Below are 19927 nucleotides of genomic sequence, written 5' to 3'. Positions count from 1 at the left end.
CACGGCTCACCATCCAACACAAATGGCGGAGGTGAACAACCGGGTCGGGGCGCGCGGCGTCCCCGCCCGCCCTGGGGCGTCCCCGCCCCAGCTTGCGTGTCTTTTGCAAGGCACACGCCTTGCCCGAACACGTGCGGGGCCCGAGACGGACCCCGCGACGACGAGGTGCCAGACACCGTGTTGTGGTCGGCGAACCCGTCCATCGAGGCCCACGAAGTGGGTTGACGGTGAGGTGTCAGGCACCGTGTTGTGCGGCCGTGATCGTCGTCGTGATCGTGATCGGCCGTTTGTCTCGCCGCGAACAACAACCGCCGATCACGACGACGATCACGATCACGGAGCCGTCGACGCGGTGTCAGGCGCCGTGTTGTCGCGTGTCTGAGGCAAGGCACACGCCTTGCTCAAACACGTGCGGGGCCCGAGACGGACCCCGGCGGCCGGGGACGACCGCGCCCCGACCGTCAACGCAGCGCATCAACAAAGATGTGCGGGATGGCGTCGACGAGGTGTCAGGCACCGTGTTGCGGCACGCGGAGCGGCTGCTTGCTGCCCGCGGAGCCCTCGCCGGTGCAGCCCCAAGGCTCGCCTTGGGGTCGGGCGTGCGATTCCTGAACGCCGACCAACCCCTGCTTAGCAAAACAAGTGGGCAAGCCCCGGCTCCGCATCGGCAAATGAGATGTGTGGGATGATCAGACGTTCACGGTCACGTTCACGGAGCCGGTGTCCGGTCACGGTCACGGAGCCGGCCGAACATCCTGTTTGGAACCGTCGATCTGGGGGGCGAAGTTGCCGCGGCGAAACTCGTACACCGCCTTCGAGCAGGCCGCGGCGACGTTCAGCCAGGCGACCGGGCGTCTTGGTTGCTCTTACTTGTTGGGACAATCGTACACGTACTGATACTCGATGCGCGCAGGCTTCGTGACGGCCACAATTCTGGTCTCTCCGGCGCGGTCCGACGAGTCTGCAGCATCCTCGGCGCGTTGCTGCTCCTCTTCGAGCGCGCGCAGGTCGACGTTGAGCTGCGATTCGAGCCGTCCCTGCGCATCGTAGCGATAGGTGACGACCTCGTCGGCGTCTCCATCGGCGTCTTTGTCGATTTCGCTGCGCGTGAGGCTGCCGTGGGCGGCGTATTGGTGACGATGGACGGTGTCGACGTGGCCGTCGAGATCGCTGTCGAAGGCGAACAGAGTGAGGCGGCCCGCATCGTCGTACTCGTACTCCGCGCTGGCGTCGGGGCTCCCATCGTCGTCGGTGTCGAATCGACGCCGCTTCAATTCACCGTTCGCGGCGCGCTCGTCGTCGATGAGGACGTAGTCTTCCTCGGTTCCATCCAATCCCACGTCGACGCTCTGCTTCGTTAAATGGCCACTTGCGCCGTAGATGAAGTCGAACCTCAAGCGCGCGCTCTTCGGCACGTTCTCGTCGATGCGCTCGATGCGCCTCAATCGGTTGCGTTCGTCGTAGCTAAACTCGAACACGCGGCCCCCGTGCATGGTCACTCGGCAGGGTCGGTAGCGAGTGGGGTCGGCGCCGTCCGATAATTCGAAGCGCGGGAGCTTGGTGTGGAAGAATCCCGTTTCGAAGGGGATGACGCGTACTGGGGGAGTCTGCCGGGCCGATTGCTCGGTATGCTTGGGAGTGCTGCATCCAGCGGCGATGAACGCGAGAAGACTGACCGACGCAAAGCGGAGGGGGCAGACTTTCAGCATCGTGTGTTCTCGCAACATTAGGGGCGTTGAAGTCAGCGTTCGATATGAGGCGACGCCGGCTGCCAGCTTGCCTGGCGGCCGACTTACGACTCGTGGGACGTCGCCGTCTCGAGCCGCGACGGTAGCCAAAATGCCGGTACTAATCCAAACGCGCAGATCACGCCCGATACCACGAACGCGGCATCGAAAGCCTTGGCGGCGGCGATCGAACCGGTCAAATCCGTGTCGACCAGGCCGGCCTGGTGCAGGCCCAGCGCGACGAGCGCGTTGAGCGCGGCGATGGCGACGGCGCCGGAGAGTTGGTTGGTCAGCGACAGGACCGAGGCGCCGCCGCCCGAGCGGCCTTCCGGCGAGCGGTTGAGCACGGTGACGGTGAGCGCGTTGATGAGCAGGCTGAGGCCGAAGCCGCGAATGATCTGCGGCCACACGATCGTCCAGATCGTGCTCTGGGGGCCGAGGTCGTGCCAGGCCCACATCGAGATGGCGAGCAGGACGACGCCCACCATGGCGGGCTTTCGGGGGCCCATCTTGTCGATGGCGCGGCCGGCGACAGGCGAGCAGACGCCCACGGCGATGGCGCCCACGGCGATGAGCAGGCCAGTGTCCTTGGCGCCGTAGCCCATGACCTCTTGGAGCATCACCGGGAGCAAGAAGATCGGCCCGAACATGGCGACCGAGCGGACCACAGTCAGCGTGAGGGCGGCGCGGATCTTACCGTCTTGGAGCACTTCGCGCGGGAAGAGTGGGTTTTCGGCGTTCATCTGACGCCAGGCGAACAGGGCGAGGAGGACGACGCCGGCCACGCCGATGGCTACGTGCACGGCCGGCGGGAGGCTCTCGCCGCGAAGTTCAGCCAGGGCGACCACCGAGGCGATACCGCCGCCGGCGAGCAAGCCGAATCCGAGCGCGTCGAATTTGCTGGAGGTGTCCCGTTCGGCCTTTGCCGGAAGCTTCATGGCGGCGTAGGCGAGCACGAGGGCGGCCAGGGGCACGTTCATGCCGAAGACCCAATGCCAGGTGGCGTACTCGACGAGCAGGCCGCCGACGGTGGGGCCGAGGATGGGGCCGACGACGGCGCCGACGAGCCAGATTCCTAGCGCGCGGCCGCGCCGCTCGGGCGGGAACGCCGCGGTCACCAAGATCATCGACACCGGCATGATGGCGCTGGCGCCGAAGCCCTGCACGATACGACCGGCGATGAGCATTTCGGAGGTGGGGGCGAGCGCGCAGATGAGCGAGCCGATCCCGAATAATCCGAGGCTTCCGAGCATCACCGGGCGTGCGCCGCGCCGGTCGGCCAGCCAGCCAGCGGCCGGGATGGCGACCATGAACGCGATCATGTAGGCGGTCACGATCCAGTGCAGCACCGTGACCTTCAGGCCGAGCGCGTCGCCGATGGCGGGCAAGGCGACGTTGGCGCTGCTTGCAGCCAGAATCGCCATGAACGCCGAGGCGATGGCGATGGCGAGCACGGTGAACGGGCTCACCTGTTCGGAGTAAGCGGATCTGTCGGAAGGCGAGACGGGCGTGCGATCGGAACGACTCATTGAGGCGGCTCTGCGGCTGGAAACAAACACTGGTGCGACAACCAAACCAGCGCGAGCCGCAGCATATTTCCGATCGGTCAAATGCTCAACCGTCCCGTCACGCAGCCGAGGATGAGGCTCGTAGCAGCTCGAGGTGCGCGACGATCGCAGCGCGGAGCGCGTCGGCGTCGCCGACCGGGACTTCTTCGACGCCGTCGACGCCTCCGAGCCCGCAGGCGCGGCTGGCGAACACCGGGATATTGGCCGCGGCCGCCTCGAGCAAAACTCGCGGCTGGTGCTCGACGTGCGCCGGGAGCACGACCGCGTCGGCGTCTCGGAGCCAGTCCTCGCCGCACTTGCTGGTGCGATGACCTGCCCAGAAGCCGTCGCCTTCGAGTTCCCGGCCCAGGATGCGCAGGTCGACGTCGAGGCCGCGGAGCGCCTCGCGAAGCTCGTAGGCGCCCTTTCTGCCGACGGTGCTCGCCGCGAAGACGATCGTGGGGCGGCCTTGGGACCGCCGCGAGCGTGGTTGCGCCTGCGGGAGATGCCAGGCGAGGTGGACGGACTTGCGCGGGAAGAGCTCGGCGATGGCGCTGTGGGGCGTAATGAGCTTGTCGGCGTAGGCCAGCGCGGCGTCTTCGGCCTCGGCGAGCGCTTCGGGGGCGCGGAAGTCGCCGAGCGTCGGGCTCTGCGGGTGGATCTTGGCGGCCGCGTCGAGGCGGCGATGCAGTTCGGCCACCGGGAAACGAGTCACGAGCACGTCGACGTGCCGGCCCTGCAGGTGGCCGGCCTGCCACAAAAACGGCAGCAGATTTTGCGAGACGACGACGCGCGTGACGCGTGGGTCGAGGTGCTGCGCGTAGACTTGCGCCAGGGCGCGGTCCCAGTCGAGCAGCGCCTGTTGGCGCTCGGCGCCCTGGGCTCGCAGCGCGCGGGTGTGCAGGCCGCGAAGCGCCGTCAGGCCCAGCACGTGGCGCACGTCGTGCACGCCGTCGAGGCGCCAGGCGTAGCGCGGGTTTCGCAGCGCGCGGCCAGGCAGCGGGATGCAGGCGAAGTCAGATCGCTGCGCCGACTGCGAGATATACGCGTCGAATTCGGGCCAATGGCTGTCGAGCAAGAATGCAGTACGCGCGCCGGGCTTGCGGGCGAGCTTGCGGTGCTTCCAGTAGCGAAAGCACTCGACCTTATGGCAGTTGAGGCAGTTTTTGTGGGTGTTGGGGCGTGCTTGTGCGGCCTCTTCGTGCGGCTCGGGTTTGGTCTTCGCCGGCGTCTCGTAGACCGGGGTGCCGAGCGCGCGCAGCCGGATGACGAACGCGTCGCGGGTCAGTCGCGCCTCGAGCTTGAAGGTGCGTTCGCTTCGAAACCGCAGGTCGATATGGGGCCAGAAGACCGTGGCATCGCGGTCTTGTTCGGCCATCGAGCCGGGGACGATCTTGCTGTGGCGATGGCGCTCGACGATCTCGAAGCCCGCTCGCTGGGCGGCGTCGTACAGGGCGTTGGACAACTGGCAGAGCCCGCCGCCGACCGAGGGGACGACGCAGCCCTGCAAGATCTCGCGGCCTTCGACGAATCCGCGACGCCGGGTGGGGCGCCCGATCTGGGCCCAGAAGCTGAACACGTCGCCGGCCGGAATGACGAGCCCGTCGAGCAGGCGCGCGGCCTGGCGCAGGTTCTCGACCTTGCCCGCCTCCAACTCCCACTCGCCGGGGGCTTCGTTCGTCCAGATGGGGCTGATCGATTCGGCGACGACCGGCCACGTGTCGGCGTGGGCGAGCTTCTGGTGGCGAGTCAGCGTGGGGTCGAGCGTGTCTTGGACGAGCCTGCGGGCCGTCACCGCGGCGACTTTGAAGGCGTGGACGGCGGAGGCCAGGCGTGTCGGCTCTTGTTGGTTAGAGGTGTTGCGGGCCACTTGTGTTCTCCGTGCGATGATTCCAATCAGCATTCGAATCAAGGATGCCCGGCGTCTTTGCCTGCACGATGACGGGCATGTGGAGAATCAACGCAGAAGATGTTGCAAAGATCTGCAAAAGTGGCGGGGGAGGGCGAGCGGAGGGCAAAAGAAAAGCCCCGACCGAATGAACGGTCGGGGCTTCTCTCTATCTATCGGCTGTCGCCGTGGTCAGCTCAGAGCTGAATCACGTTGGCGGCCTTCGGACCTTTCGGGCCTTGCTCGACTTCAAACTCGACTTCGGCGTCTTCCGCGATCGTCTTGAAGCCGCTCTGGTTGAGCGCGCTGAAGTGGAGGAAGACATCGTCGCCACCGTCGTGACGCTCGATGAAGCCGTAGCCTTTGTCTTCGTTGAACCACTTAACTTTGCCTTGAACTCTGTTCGACATTCTCTGTCCTCTTGTGCTCGATGCTTCGTTTTAAAAAGTGATCGGTCCGCCAACACGGTGAATCGATCGCGATGTTGGAACGCCCGCCACTGCGGACATTCGGTTCTCTCAGACGCGCCAGCTCAGATCGAAGCTGACCAGTCTTGTTCAGGCAAATCTACAGAGGAAGGTCGGACAAGTACTGCGGTCCAAGGTGCTTCCGGACGTGCGTGAAAAAACCGGTGCTCAATAAATCAACTTAGGCATTCCTCGAGAATCATTGGCGAGAACCATCTCGCCGGTTGCTACATCTGTCTAGCAGGTGCGCACCGATTAAGCAAACGAAGGCCGCAGGCTATTCCTCCCCGCGCGTTATTCCGCTCACAGTGTGACTCGCTCCACCGCGAAACGATCATTTGGTGCGCACTCTCGCGGGGGCTTCGTGCATCTCAGTTCGTGCGTCTCAACCAGGGACGAAGGTTGGGTCTCTCTCATCAGTGACACCATATATTCAGTGACACCATATACGTGGCAACCAGCGTGGAACGAGTCGACGTAGCAGTAATCGGGGCCGGTTTCGGAGGGCTCGCCTGTGCCCTTCGGTTGGCCGAGGCGGGCGCGAAAGTGGCGCTTTTCGAGCGGCTTACCTACCCGGGCGGGTGCGCCAGTACGTTCAAGCGACGCGGGTACCGCTTCGAGGCGGGCGCGACGCTCTTTTCGGGGTTCGGCGAGGGCCAGCTCTTTCGCGAGTGGATGGATCGCTACGATCTCGACGTCGAGTTCCAGCAGCTCGACCCGGTCGTCCGGCTTCGCACCGGGCGCTTCGAGCTCGACGTGCCGCCGCATCGCGATCGGTTTATCGAGCGTTTCTGCAAGTTGCCCGGCGCGCCCAAAGAACGGCTGCGGAAGTTCTTCGCCTGGCAAGAGAAGGTCGCCGACGCGCTGTGGGAGCTGTTCGACGACCCGACGCTGCTGCCGCCGCTGAGCGCCGGGGCGCTCTTTCGCCACCTGGGGCGCTCGCCGAAGTACCTGCCGCTGGTTCCCATCGTGGGCAAGTCGGTGGGCGAGGTGTTGCGCCGCTGGGAACTGTGGGATTTCGGCCCGCTGCGAAGCTACTTGGACGCGGTCTGCCAGATCACCGTGCAGGCGTCGGCCGACGAGGCCGAGGCGCCGTTCGCGCTGGGCGCGATCGACTACTTCTTCCGGGGCACCGGCCACATCCGCGGCGGCATCGGCGAGCTTGCGTTCGCGCTGACCGACACCATCGAGGCGCTCGGCGGGCAGGTCTTCTTCGCCGACGCCGTCGCCCGCCTCGAGCGCGAGGGGACGGGCTGGAAGGTCGTCAGCCGGCGCCGCGAGCTTCTCGCCGACAAGGTCGTGACCAACCTGTTGCCCCAGAACGTCGCCGAGATGCTCGGGCGGCCGGTCGACGAGCACCCCAAGCTCGCCGGGTTGGCCGAGCGCGTCGCCGGCGGGTGGGGCGCGGCGATGCTGTATCTGGGGATCGACGGCGACGCCGATATCCCGACCAAGTCGTACCACGTCGAGATGGTCGGCGACTTGGGCGAGCCGTTTATCGAGGGCAACCATATCTTCTGCTCGGTGGGCGGCGCCGACGAGCCGAATCGCGCGCCCGACGCCCAACGCGTGGCGACCGTGTCGACCCACGTGGATATGCACAAGCTCCTGGCGCTCGAGCCCAATCGCCGCGGCGAGTATATCAGTTGGATCCAGGGGCGCATGCGCGACCTGCTCGCCCGGCGCGCGCCCGAGATCGCCGAGGCGGTCGTCTTCGAGATGACCGCCAGCCCGCGCACCTTCGCGCGCTTCACCAACCGCAAGGACGGCTTCGTGGGCGGCATCCCCCGGCGCGCGGGGCTGCACAACTACCGGCAAATGTGGCCGGTGGAGGTCGAGGGCGGGCTGTATCTGGTCGGCGACACGGTCTTTCCGGGTCAGAGCACGCTGGCGGTGGCGCTCGGCGGGGTGCGCGTGGCCGACACCATCTATCGCGGGTAGCTCCGCAGGCCCATTTGCGGTACGAAAACTCCCACTGATTGAACGCTGACGTGAAGGGAGTTCGAATGCGCGTACTGAAAGCTCGACTGGTTTTTCTACTTTTGTTCTCGGTGATGGTCGTCTCGCTGGGGGCCTTGTCGGTGGGCTGCAAGCAGGCCAAAGACGAGGACGTGCCGGCCGAGAAGCCGGCGAAGTCGTCGGCGGAGCGCCTGGCCGAGAGCCTCGCCTACCTGCCTCAGGAGAAGCTACTGGCGGTGGCCTTCGCGACTGATTTTGCCGAGGCCGGCGAGCGCTTCGATGCGACGTTGGCCGCGCTCGACGAGGCGATGCCGTCGCGGTCGCTGGGCGACAAGGTCCGCAAAGAGATGCGCGTGGGCCAGAACGGCCAGTACCTGCTCGACGCCGAGGCCTGGCGGGCCAAAGGCCTGCTGGCCGACGGGCCCGTGGCCATCGCGCTGCTCCAAGACGCCTTGGGCGACCAGTCCGGGGTGATCATCGCCGAAGTCGCCGGCGTCGACGCGTTCAACAAGGGCGTGGCCAAGCTCACCGGCGCCGACTCCGACAAGCTCGAAAAGGACGGGGTGACCTACTACCGCAACGGCGAGTCGACCTGGCTTTTCGACGGCGGCCGGGTGTTGGTCAACCCGGCCCAGATGAAGGCGCAAACGCCCGAGCGAAGCTTGGAGGCGCTGCTCGAGCTCGTGCGTTTGGAGGAGGCGGACGCGCTCACCGAGACCGCCGGCTGGAAGAATTATCGTAACGCCGTGGCCAACGAGGCGCTGGTGGGCGTGTACGTAAAGAAGAGGACTGAGATTTTGCAGGGGGTGTTGCGCGCGTCGGGCATCGGCGCGCTGTTCGACCAACGCGGGCCGCTCGACACCGCAGTGAAGACGAAGCTCGTCGACAGCTTCCAGGGGTTCGGCATGGGCATGCGCTACGACGCCGACAAGGTCGAAGCGACCGGGTGGATCGGCTTCGACGAGGCGACGAGCGCCAAGATCGTGGAGTTGCTGTCGCCCGACGCCGAGGCCGATTGGACGGGGCTTGTAAGTAACGGCGAGGTAAGTAACGGCGAGGTAAGTAACGGCGAGGCAGCCAAAGACAACCTCGCGCTGGTGCGCATCCAGGCGCATCCCGACAAGTTGTGGTCGAGAATCGTCGAGGCCTTGAAGCCGCAATACCGCGCCCAACTCGGCAGCGTAAACGCGATGGTCAGCCAGATGGCGCAGTCGGACTTCGAGCTGCAGCGCGACTTCGTCTCGAAGCTCACCGGACACGCAGCCCTGGCGGCCTACCGCATCGACGCGGGGGCGAACCCGAACGACCCGCTCAACTTTCGCGGGAAGGTGGGGCTCGTGACGGTGGTGCAGACGACCGACGCCGAGACGCCGTCGAAGTGGCTCGCGCTTCTGGAGACCGCGCTCGCGCAGGCCGGGTCGCCCACCTCATTTTCGAAGCGCACTGTTGGCGACGAAGAGAAGGGCGGCGACGAAGAGAAGGGCGGCGACGACGTGAAAGTCGCCGACATGGGCGGCGCCGGCCCCAAGGTCTACATGCGCGGGCCCTACCTCGCCGTGGCGACGAGCGCGATCCCCGAAGAGCGGATGGCCACGTTGATGCGTCAGGTCGGACAGCCGTCCGCTGGTGACGGGATGGCCGCGCGGGCGGGAGCTGCGTCGACCGACTTCGGCCTGCACCTCGAACTCGCGGCGATGGTGTCGGCGGTCTCGGGCATGGAGCTCGATCCGAGCTTGGCCGACGAGATGGTCGTGGTCGCCGAGCCGACCGCCGACGGGCTCGTGGCGCGCACTGAGGTGCGACCGAGCGCCTGGATGGGTTATCTGCCCTGGCAATTCTTCCAGTACATCAAGCGCTCGAAGGCGACGGAGGCGCGGTTTGTCTTGCGCAAGATGGCCGATGGGGCGCAAGCGTACTTCATGTCCGAGCAGCGCTACCACGACTGCTCGGCCGACGATGTGTACGAGCCGTGGCATTGCGCCGACGAGGCTCAAAAGGGGGGTAAGAAGACAGCCGGCTTCCCGGTGAGCCTCGACAATTACGTCTTCCCCGGCGGCACCGACCAGACGTTGGTGAGCAGCGAAGAGGTGCCCAAAGAAGGCGCCAAGATCGAGCCCGCACCGCGCGCCGACAAATACCTCGAGCAGACGCTACGCCTGCTCAACATGCAGCACACCGATCCGATGTACTTCAAGTACACCTACGAGACGAACGGCAAGACCGGCCCGCAGGCACGCGCCACGCTGCGCGCCGAGCACGACTTCGACCCGTCGACGCCCGAGAAGCACACCGTCGAGCTCGAGCTCTTCGTGGAGGAAGACGGGACCGTGCGACAGTCGCCCACGGTGGTCGAAAACGAGTTCGAATGAGCTGTGCGGGGCCCAGAGATTGCTCCCCGTGGCCCAGAGACGACTCGCGGAGTTCCAGAGATGACTCGCGGAGTCCCAGAGATTGCTCGACGGGGCTCCAGAGATTGATCGCGCGGGTCCAGAGAAAGCGCGCGCGAGTCCAGAGATGACTCGACGGGGGTCCAGAGAAAGATGGCGCGGGTCCAGAGATGGATTGCGCGGGTCCAGAGGTCGATCGCCGGGATCCAGAGGTGACTCGCGGAGGCCCAGAGGTGAGTTGCGGAGGCCCAGAGGCGGTTCGAGTTGTGTGGAGAGGTGGTTCGAGTTGTGTGGAGAGGTGGCCTTGCAGAGGCGGTGCGCCATCTAAATAGGGCGCCCTGAACTGCGGGCGTTAAGGACATGGGGGCAGCTCCGTCGAGGCGTTTGGGTTTGCGGCAGCCGGGTTTTCTCGGTCCACAACTACGAATGCGCCGCAACTCGCAGCCCTTATGTCCTTATCGCGCGTTGTTCAGCGCGCCCCAAATAGATGGCGCCCCTCTTCTGCAAGGCTACCAATAGGTCCACCGCACGCCATCTAGATGGCGCCCCTCTCCGGCAAGGCCAACAATAGGTCCACTGCACGCCATCTAAATAGCGCCCCTCTTCTGCAAGGCCACCAATCGTGCGTCGCACGCATTGAAGTAACTACACGAAAGAAGGCTCGGTGCGTGGGCATCTTGCCCTCGAAGGCGAGAGCTGGAAGCACTCGCACCGAAAAGAGGTCGCGCGACTAGTTCCCAACCCTCCCGAACTCATCCCAAATTCAGCCACGCCATCACCGTATCGAGCGACAGCGAGATGACCGCGATGGGCGCGATGAGACCGACCAGCGAGCCGATGATATAGGGGCGAAAGGGGACCCCGGAGAGCACCAGGGGCAGGTGCATGACCGGGTTCATGAAGAAGAAGGTGCGCAGCACGACGACCGTGCGCACGGGGTGGTCGTCGAGCTTGCCGAGCATCTTTTTGACCCAGTCGTTCTCGACCTCGGAGAGCAGCGAGCCGCCCACGGCGCGTACGGCCCAGAAGTTGGCGACCGAGGCGAGGAGGGCGCCGACGAAGGCGATGAGCCCGCCGGCGATGGGTCCCCAGCCGAGGAGGGCGGCGACCACGAAGATCATCCCCGGGATCTGCATGAGGTAGCCGGCGACGAAGACTCCCACGAAGGTCGCCATGCCCGCCATCCCCGCCTGGTCGGCCAGGGAGCGCAGGTAATCGAGCTCGAAATACGGCTGCAGCTCGGGGTGGGTGCCGGCGAAGTAGAGCGCGGCGCCCACCCCGACCAGCGCTGCGAGTCGCCAGTATTTTAAGACGTCTTCGGACATAAAGAGGTCAGGTCATCACCGTGACGCGGGGGTCCTGGGGGCCGTCGACCGGTTGGACGTCGACGCCGTGGGAGGTCAGGTACTGCACGCCGTTGGCGCCGGCGTAGCCGCCGCCGACGACGATCACCTTGGTGATGCCGGCGTGGTGGATGAGCTTGGCGCACATCATGCACGGCTCGCCGGTCACGAAGATCCAGGCGCCGCGGGTCGACACGCCCGAGGCGGCGCAGTTGCAGATGACGTTCATCTCGGCGTGGTGACAGCCGATCTCCATGCGGGTGCCCGACTCGACGTTCTTGTCGTCGCGCAGGCACGACTCGCCGCCGCACAGGTGGCCGCCGCCGCGCGGGCCGCCGTTGTAGCCGTCCATCAACACGACGTTGCGCTCGGGGTCGAGCAACAGGGCGCCGAATTTGCGTCGGGGGCAATTCGAGGCCTTGGCCAGGGCCAGGCACTGCTCGATACGGATACTGACGTGCTTCTCTTTCATCTACTCACTTCCAACTGGGGTACTACGACGTCTTGCTGGGGGACTGCGACGTCTTGCATGACTCGATTTTGGCGCATCCTACGAGACCGAGGGCGAAACCGACAGTTGCATTTTGACGACGGCGTGCGGCGCGGCCGCAGGCCTTAAAAAATCTGATCTGCGCGCGCGTTTGTGCTAAACCTCTGGGTACGTGCAATAGATCGATTTTTGGCTCTGACGAGGAGACTGTGTGATGAAGAATGCGACGCGTTTGGTGGCTGTGTTGGCGATTCTCTTGGCCTGTGCGGCCTGTGGCGACGACGACAACGGAGACAGCAACAACGTCTCTGATACCGGTACCACGAACAATAACGGGGCGGATGTCGGCACCGACACCTCGACCGAGGACACCGGCGGCGGTGGCGGTGGTGTGACGGCGACGGGCGATACCTGCGAGGCGATCGAGTTTACGGCCTGCGGCGGGGACCTGGTCGGCACCTGGACGTTGTCCAGCGGGTGTGTGACGCCGAGCACGCTGCCTCGCTACACGGAGTGTGAGCCGGTCGATATCGCCGTGAGCGTGTCGCCGGCGGGTGATTTGACCCTGGCCGACGACGGTAGCTTTACGGTCAACAACTTCGCGTTCGACACCGAGCTCGACGCGACGGTTCCGAAGGCGTGCCTCAACGAAGGCGAGAGCTGCACCGACAACGAGATCGACGACGAGGGTGTCGAGGCGGGTGACGCGTGCGAGCTCAATTACGGCCACGACGTCTTCGTGCGCGACCCGGGCTCCTACACCGTCGACGACACGAGCAATATCCTCGCCCTGGCCGACGACGGCGGGTTTGCGGTCGGCAACTTCGAGTATTGCGTCGACGGCGACACGCTGCAGCTTCGTCGCACCGACGTGACCACCCACGAGGCGATCCTGACGCTGACCAAGCAGTGATCAGCGCCAGTTTTGCGGTCCGTCACGCGTGCTGGGGCTCGGCCCCGGCATGGCGTGACGGGCTGGGCGTGTCGGTGGGATCGTTGCTGATGCGCTTGTTCCAACTTCCGTAGCTCTCGCGAATCGGCCCCAGCGGCAGTGACAGGCCGATGACCAGCGCGCCGGCCACACTCGCCAGGATGCTGGCGGTCACGCCGATGCCGCTGAAGAGCCACGGCCCCACACCCACGATCAATCCGAGCAGCAGGTTGACGTAGCGCCCGCGGCGGATCACTTCGCCCATGCTGATGACGCTGGTGGTCACGATGAGGGCGCCGCCCAGGTGGTGGATGTCGGCCGGGATGGTCTTCTCGAAGCCGAAGACGGTGGGCGCGAACATCAGCCAGATGCCGATGGCGGTGCAGGCGGCGAGCCACCACGACCAGCTCATGCCCCAGAAGGCGGCCTTGGTCACCTCGAGGGGACGGTCGTGAAACTCGATGAACTCGGGGCTGCGCTCGTCTTGGCCCGCCTCACTGGCGTCGCCACCCTTCCAGAAGACTCTCCAGAACGGCTCACCGGCGTCGACGCGGCGCTTGACGTGCTGGCCCATGGCGATGACCTCGTCGACCTCGAGCGGGATCATCGGCAGCATGATGGCCGCGGCGAGCAGGCACATGGTGCACCAATAGCCGACGATGACCGGCTGGGAGATGACCAGCAGGATGTGGGTGAGGCCCAGCGGGATGACCAGAATGCCGAAGAAGGTGACCATCCAGGGCATCGTGCGCCAGCGGCTGGGCGCGCCCATCCAACCCATCAGAAACTCGAAGGTGTACGAGAAGGCGCCCAGGCCGGCGTCGGAGATGGGCCACATGTGGCTCATATTGGACATGAGCACCTTGCGCGAGCCCTCGCCGAAGAAGGGGTCCCACATGTGGTCGATATAGCCGAGTTGGAAGGCGCCCAGGTAGCGTGAGACGAGCCAGCCGAGGAACCCCAGGCCGATCATGACCGAGCGCTGCGCCCAGCTCGACGGGTTGTACGACCAGCCCTTGGGGAGGTCGCCGCCCATCTTCATGTACATGATCATGTTGGGCATGCCCGGGATGAGAATGGTCAGGGCGATGACCAGGGCGCCGACGACGGTGGCGTTGAGGTAGGCCGCGGCGTTGGGGGACCATAGCAGCAGGGGGGCGGCGCTCAGCCAGATGCCCGCAAAGCAGCAGATCCACTGGCTGATGGGCCGACCGGGCTTGAGGGAGCGCCAGCCGAAGACGACCAGAACGAGGCCGCTGATGATCTCGCTGGCGACCATGCCCCAGATGCGCACGTTGTCGCTCATCCAGACCTCGCGGCCGAGATCGGCCGCCTCGCCCAGATACCCGAAGGTAAACGGGGCGCTCATGGTCCACAGGCCGAGCAGGATGACGGTCCAGTAGCACCACAGCGTCTTTTTGTGGTGCATGTGGAGCATCTTCTCGCGCTGGCCCGGGCTCATCGAGCCGTCGCCGCCGTCGCCGCCGTCGTGGTCGCCGGAGCCGTGTGCCATCGGTCGTGACACACCGCGTTCTCCCATGCCGCCATGATTGTCGTCGGACATGACTTCCCCTGCTTGGTCAAATAACTGGCTTGGTCAAATAAGTGGCTTTGTCAACTAATTGGCTTTGTCAAACAGTCGAGCCGTGATGCGAAGGGTGCAGCCTCTTGTACGAAGGTAGTGCTACCACCGATCGGTTCAACCCGACGGGCTCGCTGCAAGTTGTTGAGCTGGCGAGGGAAGAGTGTTGCGCTCTCGGCTCTCGTACCCATCTTTGGGTTTCGAGCGACCGATCGAACGCGACTGGAAAACAGACTCAATCAGGGGAGGTTGCGCATGGAATGCCAAGTCTGCGGAAACGACTACGACAAGCCGTTGATCATCGAATACGAAGGCGACGAGTACGTCTTCGACTGCTTCGAGTGCGCTGTCGACGAGCTGGCGCCCGATTGCGGCACGTGCGGCGTGCGCATCATCGGCCACGGCAATGAGGTCGACGGGGAGATGTATTGCTGTGCGAATTGTGCCGCGCAGGCCGGCCACGGCGAAATCCGCGACCGGGCCTGACGGGGCAGTTTGAGGCGGGAGTCAGCTGGCGAGGTTACTCAGTCGAGCTGGTTCTGCACGTGGATGAGCCGTTGCTCGACTTCGTGGTTGTCCGGCTCGGTCGCCAAGGCGACCTGGTAGGCCTGCTCGGCCTTCTCGAGGGCGTCGAGCCTGAATTCGTAAATCTGGCCGAGCTGGTACCACAGGTGAAACTTGATCTCGTCTTCGTCCAGGTCGTTGATCCGGCGGAGCTGGCGGATGTAATAGGCTTCGACCGCCTGCCAGTCTCCGTCTTGGGTCAGCAGGACGGCGCCTTCTTTGAAGGTCTCGATGTCAACCGGGTCATCTTCGAGTGCGGCTTCGATTTCCTCGAGGCTTTCCATGGAGTCCTATGTGTAAATGAAGTGCATTTGATGGTGCTCCCCCAGACTAACAACCTCGACACGGCGGGGTCAAAGTAAGCAGCCGGTTTTCTCAGGCGTCGAGGGCTTTCTGCAGCGGGCAGTCGTCGGCGTCGAGCGGCTCGCCGCGGCGGTAGCGCTCGAGCAGCTTTCGCGAACGCTCGGCGAGCTTTCGGCGCACCTCGCGCCGGCGGCCCTTGACCCGGGCGATGGTCATCGTGTCGTAGGCGGTGGTCTGGTGGCGCATCCAGGCGATCACCGCCGCCTCGGCGCGGCGGGGCAGGGGAATGCGCTTGGTGCGCGCGACGGTGCCGCTGCCGACGGGCACCGCGTGCTCGGTGACCGCGTCGGCGAGTTGCTGCGCCAGCTCGGCGTACTCGTCGTCGAAGGCCAAAAAGTCGAGGACCGCCTGGCGAAACCGACGCTTGTAGGCGCGCTGCTCTTCCTCGCGCCGCTTTTTGTCGGCCTCGCGGCGGCGTCGGTACTCGGGCGTCGAGCGCATCTGCTCGACCTCGCGTTTGACCCGCTCGATCGTCTCCGCGGGCGCCCACACCCCTTTGGAGTAGGTGCGCCGCCCTTTCTTCTCTTGAACCGTCCAGGACGGACCCGCCTCTTTGACGCGCCGCGTGATGGTGGCGTCGCCGGGCTCCAGGAGCGCCCAGCCTTCGGGCACTTTGGTGCGTCGACCTTCTTCGTTGCGGACATAGCCGTGGCGGGGAAATGGCGAGACGATGCGAGACTTATCAGACATAAAAAAGCTGGGGCAAACAGTCGACAAATACGACGAACGGGCCAATCGAGGCGCGCAGTATGGGCAGCGACGCCTCAGATGTCCACCGCCGCAAGTCGACTTGCGTTCGAGGGTTGATGTGAATATTTGTTCAGGTATAAAAGGCCGAGCTGCAGAATGCCCGTTCGGGGCGCCTTGATAAGTGTTCTTTTGTAAACTCTGGGTCGATGCACGCCGCGAGACGGTGTCGGAGCGACCCCTTTGGACCTCCAGGAGAATGGCATGACAATCGAGCCGCACAGCAACGAGACGCAGACCAAGTGGGACCACGGTGAGTTCCAGGTCATGATCAAATCCCCGGCTTCCGACCGCCCCATCGGGTTTTGCGACGGAGAGCCCGCCGACGAAAACGAGATCCACGAGCAGGCCATGCAAGAGGGGGCCGAGGTCGTCATCGACAAAAAGCGGCTCAAGACGGGCCGCGAGGTCTGGACGGTGCGCCCGGTCGCCGAGATCTGAGGCCGGGCCGAGCAGTCGAAGCGCCGCTCTGCACCTCGACCATGGTGGATAGCATCAGTTTCTTGGGTAACTTCTACATGGTGGTCGACGACATCATGGGAGTGTCGTCGACCTGCGAGGTCGTGAAGAGTTGTTGAGTTGGCTACTGGAGACTGCATGTATGACGAGATTCGACACGTTTTCGAGGTGTCTAGCGGTACCGAGGCGCTTCGAGGAGTGGTCGATGTGTTGCGAGAAGCGGCCGCGGAGTCCGAAGAAGGGACCGATGGGGCGCTTCGCGAACTCGTTGATGTTCTGCAAAATGCTCAGCCCGAAAGAGCAGCCTTAGAAGTGGCCGTGCGCCAGGTTTTGCGCGAAAGCCGGCTGGTTCACGCGCTGGCCGAGAGTGGGATCTTGGCGGATGTCAGCGTTTTTAAGGAGCTGCGCAACCGGCTGGCGCGTCGGGCGTTGCCGGCGAGGGAGCATCCCGACGATGTACGCGGCCATATCCGAGCGATCTTTTACCGCTCCGATGATTGGGAGTGGGTTTTGGACGCCTCGGAGGAGTCGTGGGCCGCGGTCTTGGCGCTCCTGGTCGACGAGCACGACGCGGCCGGCCACGCCGACCGTGAGCTGCTCGGCGCGGTGCTGGGGCTCGCGCAGCGAATCGGCGCGCTCGGTATCGACGAGGAGCTCAACGCCAAGCTCTACGAGGTCGAGGACTACGAGTCTCCCTTTCTGGACCTGAGCATCGAGGCGCACGAGTTCTTGGAGGACCACCGCGCCGGGCCGGGAAGTGACGACAGTTTTCGGAAACTGCTCGCCAAGATTCGCCAGTGCCGCGATATTGTGCTGTATCTGCGCGACAACAAGGCGATTTATGGCACGAGCTTGCGGTTGACGGCGCTGTCGCGACGCCTGCTCCAGCAACTCGACCGCCTCGAATTGCTCGCGCATCTGGTCCATCCGCAGAGCAAGCGTGACTTCGTGCAGTGCTCGGTGCGTCTGTTCCGTTCGCTGGTCGAATCGACGCAGACCGCCAACAGCGTCAGCCGGCTCGTCAAGGAGAGCGCCGACCTGCTCGCCTTCCAGATCACCGAGGAGAGCGCGCGCAAAGGTCAGAAATATATCACCGACTCCAAGCGCGGTTATTGGGCGTTCTTGCGTGCGTCGATGCAGGGCGGCGCGATCGTGGCGGTGTTCGCGTTCATCAAGGTCTTCTTGGACAAGTTGCCCCTGTCATTGGCGGCCGAAGCGCTCGCTTTCAGCATCAATTATTCAGTCTGTTTTGTGCTGCTGTACCTGACCGGCTCGATCTTGGCGACCAAGCAGCCGGCGGTGCTCGCTCCGGCCATCGCCCGCAAAATGGACGAGGCGGCGAGCGAGCAGGGGGCTTTGGAGGGCGTCGCCGACGTCATCATCTTGGCGTGGCGCAGCCAATTCGTCTCGTTTTTGGGGAACTTGATTTGTGCGGTGCCGGTCGCCTGGCTCATCGGCTACGGGCTCGACCACTGGCTGAGCATGCCGGCTGCGGATACCGCGAAGGCGGCCCAGTTGCTCGGTTCGGTGCACCCGTGGGAGTCCGGGGCGTTCTATTATGCCGGCGTGGCCGGCGTCTTTTTGTTCCTGGCCGGAGTCATCGCCGGCGCCACCCAGAACCATGTGATCTATGCGGATATCGAGCAGCGACTGGCGAACCATCCCGGGCTGGCGTTTCTGGGCGACCGCCGCCAGAAGCTCGCCGCCTTCGTGGCCAAGAACTTGGCGATGATCAACGGCAATGTCGCGCTCGGCTTTTTTCTGGGCTGCGCCGGCTCCATCGGCATCATCTTGGGCCTGCCGTTCGACATTCGACACATCGCTTTTTCGTCGGCAAACGTGGGTATGGCGATTTACGCCGCGCCACAACTGATCACCGCCGAGGTCGCCACTGTCGCGGCGCTGGGCGTCATCGGCATCGGGTTTTTCAACTTCCTCATCAGCTTCCTGCTGACCATGTCGATGGGCCTCGAGTCCCGCCAGGTGACCTTCCGACAGACGCGGAGTCTGGCGTTCATCTTGCTCAAACGGTTGATTCGCCAGCCGTGGGAGTGGTTCGTGCCATATCACACGTCGCGATATTCACTGCGGTAGAGGCCGCACGCCGACGTAGTGCGCGCGTGGTCGCAGGAGAAAGCCCTGTTCTTGCTGCTCGAAGATATGGGCGATCCAGCCTGCCGTGCGGCCCAGCGCGAAGAGCGCCGCGGCGGCGCCGCTGGGCAGTCCGAGCGCGCGGCACAGAGTCGCCAGAGCCAGGTCGACGGTGGGGGGACCGAGGCGCATCTGGTCGGCGACGTCGACCAATTCGTCGACGGCGTCGAGCACTTCTGGGGCGGCGGTGGGTCCAAGTCGAGAGACGACCATCTTCCAACGAGGGTCGCCGTGTGGGTACAGCGGGTGACCGAAGCCGGGCGTCTGCTCTCCGCGACGCAGCCGGGCGAGCATGACTTTGCGCGCCGAACCCTCGCGCAGCACTTCGTCGATCAGGGCTTCGCCGCGATCGCAGGCGCCGCCGTGGCGCGGCCCAGTGGCGGTCGCCAGGCCTGCTGCGACGCACGGATAGAGCCCGGCGCCGGTCGAGGCGGCTACGCGCGTTGCGAAGGTCGAGGCGTTGAGTTCGTGGTCGGCGACGGCGATCAACGCCGTGTCGAAAGCCCGGATGACTGCCTCTTCGGGCGTGGCCAGATGGCGGGCGAGGCGTGCGGCGACACTCTCCTCATCGTGCGAGTCTCGAGGTGACGGGGCGGCGGAGACCAACGCCGCGCCGAGCGCCATGATGATTCGCCGACTGCACTCGAGTCTGGCCTCCTTCGTAGTCCCAAAGCGGGCCAGGTCGGCCATTTCTGTGTGCATGAGCGCCAGGCGCATCCGATCGAGCGGGCGCTCTTCGTCGGCCACGGGCTCCTCATGCCTTTGACTGGGTCGGACGTCGGCCATCGGCCAAGTCGGGGGCGACTCGGGGAGAGTCCCGGTCCAAAGCAACTCGGCGACCTGCTCGAATGCATAGCCCTCACGAACCAACCCCCGGGCCGTGCGGCCACGGTAGCTGGGGCCGGCCGGGGTGATCTCGCTGATGGCTGTGTCGAGACTCGGTGCCCCCCAACGCAACGCCCCGGCGGCCGCCGCCGACTCACCCGCGTGAGCGTCGCTTCGCTGCTTGAGGCGGTCGAGGTCGGCCTTGCGGTACTGCCTGCGCCTCGAGTCGTCGGTTGCCTGCACGCTATCGAGCAAGCCGCGGCTTACGTAGGCGTACAAGGTCGACGTCTTCACTCCCAGGTAGGCCGCTGCTTCCTTCGAGTCGAATAGCTTCACGCGTTCTCTCCGCCTGTTTCGTCAATATCGATGACTTCGTAAATTCGGTGGCTTCGTAGATGCCGACGCCTATCGTCCGCACAGTGTGTTGATTCGTCAATCAACGTTGATGCACATAACTTCCCGCTCGAAGATGGCTTCGCGATTGACGCCAAGCCTTC

The 19927-nt window shown here is 64.8% G+C and carries 16 protein-coding genes; 6 read left to right on the top strand and 10 right to left on the bottom strand.

The features are described from left to right. Positions 1 to 866: 866 nt before the first annotated feature. From FIV42_RS01410 to FIV42_RS01395, 4 genes are all read right to left on the bottom strand, one after another. The gene (locus tag FIV42_RS01410; protein WP_141195938.1) at positions 867 to 1709 is read right to left on the bottom strand and encodes a hypothetical protein; all 843 of its coding nucleotides are present in this window, start codon (positions 1707 to 1709) and stop codon (positions 867 to 869) included. Between the two features lie 83 nt (positions 1710 to 1792). Next, positions 1793 to 3256, bottom strand: coding sequence for an MDR family MFS transporter (locus FIV42_RS01405; protein ID WP_141195937.1), 1464 nt, complete (start codon positions 3254 to 3256; stop codon positions 1793 to 1795). 97 nt (positions 3257 to 3353) lie between these two features. Further along, positions 3354 to 5144: a VanW family protein gene (locus FIV42_RS01400; protein WP_168210316.1), complete on the bottom strand. Its 1791-nt coding sequence runs from the start codon at positions 5142 to 5144 to the stop codon at positions 3354 to 3356. Between the two features lie 215 nt (positions 5145 to 5359). After that, positions 5360 to 5572, bottom strand: a complete 213-nt coding sequence (locus FIV42_RS01395; RefSeq protein WP_141195935.1) for a cold-shock protein — start codon at positions 5570 to 5572, stop codon at positions 5360 to 5362. 519 nt (positions 5573 to 6091) lie between these two features. Here FIV42_RS01395 and FIV42_RS01390 point away from each other — a divergent pair. After that, on the top strand, positions 6092 to 7570 hold the full coding sequence (locus FIV42_RS01390; RefSeq protein ID WP_141195934.1) for a phytoene desaturase family protein: 1479 nt from the start codon (positions 6092 to 6094) through the stop codon (positions 7568 to 7570). A gap of 65 nt (positions 7571 to 7635) precedes the next feature. Then, positions 7636 to 9957: a hypothetical protein gene (locus tag FIV42_RS01385; RefSeq protein ID WP_141195933.1), complete on the top strand. Its 2322-nt coding sequence runs from the start codon at positions 7636 to 7638 to the stop codon at positions 9955 to 9957. 770 nt (positions 9958 to 10727) lie between these two features. On the opposite strand, the gene FIV42_RS01380 is transcribed toward FIV42_RS01385, so the two are convergent. Both FIV42_RS01380 and FIV42_RS01375 read right to left on the bottom strand, forming a co-directional pair. Further along, complete coding sequence (locus FIV42_RS01380) at positions 10728 to 11300, bottom strand: TVP38/TMEM64 family protein (RefSeq protein WP_141195932.1); 573 nt, start codon at positions 11298 to 11300, stop codon at positions 10728 to 10730. A gap of 7 nt (positions 11301 to 11307) precedes the next feature. Further along, a complete protein-coding gene (locus tag FIV42_RS01375; protein ID WP_141195931.1) occupies positions 11308 to 11790 on the bottom strand; it encodes a deoxycytidylate deaminase in 483 nt (160 codons plus the stop codon). 232 nt (positions 11791 to 12022) lie between these two features. Between FIV42_RS01375 and FIV42_RS01370 the strand changes: the two genes are divergently transcribed. Further along, positions 12023 to 12721, top strand: coding sequence for a hypothetical protein (locus FIV42_RS01370; RefSeq protein WP_141195930.1), 699 nt, complete (start codon positions 12023 to 12025; stop codon positions 12719 to 12721). A 22-nt stretch (positions 12722 to 12743) separates the two neighbouring features. On the opposite strand, the gene FIV42_RS01365 is transcribed toward FIV42_RS01370, so the two are convergent. Further along, positions 12744 to 14303: a vitamin K epoxide reductase family protein gene (locus FIV42_RS01365; protein WP_141195929.1), complete on the bottom strand. Its 1560-nt coding sequence runs from the start codon at positions 14301 to 14303 to the stop codon at positions 12744 to 12746. Positions 14304 to 14576: 273 nt separating this feature from the next. Between FIV42_RS01365 and FIV42_RS01360 the strand changes: the two genes are divergently transcribed. Next, the gene (locus FIV42_RS01360) at positions 14577 to 14807 is read left to right on the top strand and encodes a hypothetical protein (protein ID WP_174769484.1); all 231 of its coding nucleotides are present in this window, start codon (positions 14577 to 14579) and stop codon (positions 14805 to 14807) included. A 38-nt stretch (positions 14808 to 14845) separates the two neighbouring features. Here FIV42_RS01360 and FIV42_RS01355 read toward each other — a convergent pair whose 3' ends face one another. Continuing rightward, positions 14846 to 15169: a hypothetical protein gene (locus tag FIV42_RS01355; RefSeq protein ID WP_141195927.1), complete on the bottom strand. Its 324-nt coding sequence runs from the start codon at positions 15167 to 15169 to the stop codon at positions 14846 to 14848. Between the two features lie 91 nt (positions 15170 to 15260). Then, positions 15261 to 15938: a DUF2293 domain-containing protein gene (locus FIV42_RS01350; protein ID WP_141195926.1), complete on the bottom strand. Its 678-nt coding sequence runs from the start codon at positions 15936 to 15938 to the stop codon at positions 15261 to 15263. A 261-nt stretch (positions 15939 to 16199) separates the two neighbouring features. On the opposite strand from FIV42_RS01350, the gene FIV42_RS01345 reads away from it, so the two are divergent. After that, positions 16200 to 16436 carry a hypothetical protein gene (locus FIV42_RS01345; RefSeq protein ID WP_141195925.1) on the top strand — a complete coding sequence of 79 codons (237 nt, stop codon included), beginning with the start codon at positions 16200 to 16202 and terminating at the stop codon, positions 16434 to 16436. 156 nt (positions 16437 to 16592) lie between these two features. After that, entirely contained in the window at positions 16593 to 18548 is a 1956-nt protein-coding gene (locus tag FIV42_RS01340) for a hypothetical protein (RefSeq protein ID WP_141195924.1), read from the top strand. Here FIV42_RS01340 and FIV42_RS01335 read toward each other — a convergent pair. Then, positions 18537 to 19766 carry a citrate synthase family protein gene (locus tag FIV42_RS01335; protein WP_141195923.1) on the bottom strand — a complete coding sequence of 410 codons (1230 nt, stop codon included), beginning with the start codon at positions 19764 to 19766 and terminating at the stop codon, positions 18537 to 18539. The two genes, FIV42_RS01340 and FIV42_RS01335, sit on opposite strands and share 12 nt — an antisense overlap. Between the last annotated feature and the right edge of the window lie 161 nt (positions 19767 to 19927).

Source organism: Persicimonas caeni, from assembly GCF_006517175.1.
GTDB classification, from domain to species: domain Bacteria; phylum Myxococcota_A; class Bradymonadia; order Bradymonadales; family Bradymonadaceae; genus Persicimonas; species Persicimonas caeni.
Note: the sequence above shows the minus strand (reverse complement) of the source record. Positions and strands in the feature narration are given on the sequence as shown.

Excerpts from the sequence above, each read along its gene's own strand:
- FIV42_RS01410 (WP_141195938.1), bottom strand. The coding sequence starts at position 1,709 with ATGCTGAAAGTCTGCCCCCTCCGCTTTGCGTCGGTCAGTCTTCTCGCG.
- FIV42_RS01405 (WP_141195937.1), bottom strand. The coding sequence starts at position 3,256 with ATGAGTCGTTCCGATCGCACGCCCGTCTCGCCTTCCGACAGATCCGCT.
- FIV42_RS01395 (WP_141195935.1), bottom strand. The coding sequence starts at position 5,572 with ATGTCGAACAGAGTTCAAGGCAAAGTTAAGTGGTTCAACGAAGACAAA.
- FIV42_RS01385 (WP_141195933.1), top strand. The coding sequence starts at position 7,636 with ATGCGCGTACTGAAAGCTCGACTGGTTTTTCTACTTTTGTTCTCGGTG.
- FIV42_RS01380 (WP_141195932.1), bottom strand. The coding sequence starts at position 11,300 with ATGTCCGAAGACGTCTTAAAATACTGGCGACTCGCAGCGCTGGTCGGG.
- FIV42_RS01375 (WP_141195931.1), bottom strand. The coding sequence starts at position 11,790 with ATGAAAGAGAAGCACGTCAGTATCCGTATCGAGCAGTGCCTGGCCCTG.
- FIV42_RS01370 (WP_141195930.1), top strand. The coding sequence starts at position 12,023 with ATGAAGAATGCGACGCGTTTGGTGGCTGTGTTGGCGATTCTCTTGGCC.
- FIV42_RS01365 (WP_141195929.1), bottom strand. The coding sequence starts at position 14,303 with ATGTCCGACGACAATCATGGCGGCATGGGAGAACGCGGTGTGTCACGA.
- FIV42_RS01360 (WP_174769484.1), top strand. The coding sequence starts at position 14,577 with ATGGAATGCCAAGTCTGCGGAAACGACTACGACAAGCCGTTGATCATC.
- FIV42_RS01355 (WP_141195927.1), bottom strand. The coding sequence starts at position 15,169 with ATGGAAAGCCTCGAGGAAATCGAAGCCGCACTCGAAGATGACCCGGTT.
- FIV42_RS01350 (WP_141195926.1), bottom strand. The coding sequence starts at position 15,938 with ATGTCTGATAAGTCTCGCATCGTCTCGCCATTTCCCCGCCACGGCTAT.
- FIV42_RS01345 (WP_141195925.1), top strand. The coding sequence starts at position 16,200 with ATGACAATCGAGCCGCACAGCAACGAGACGCAGACCAAGTGGGACCAC.
- FIV42_RS01340 (WP_141195924.1), top strand. The coding sequence starts at position 16,593 with ATGTATGACGAGATTCGACACGTTTTCGAGGTGTCTAGCGGTACCGAG.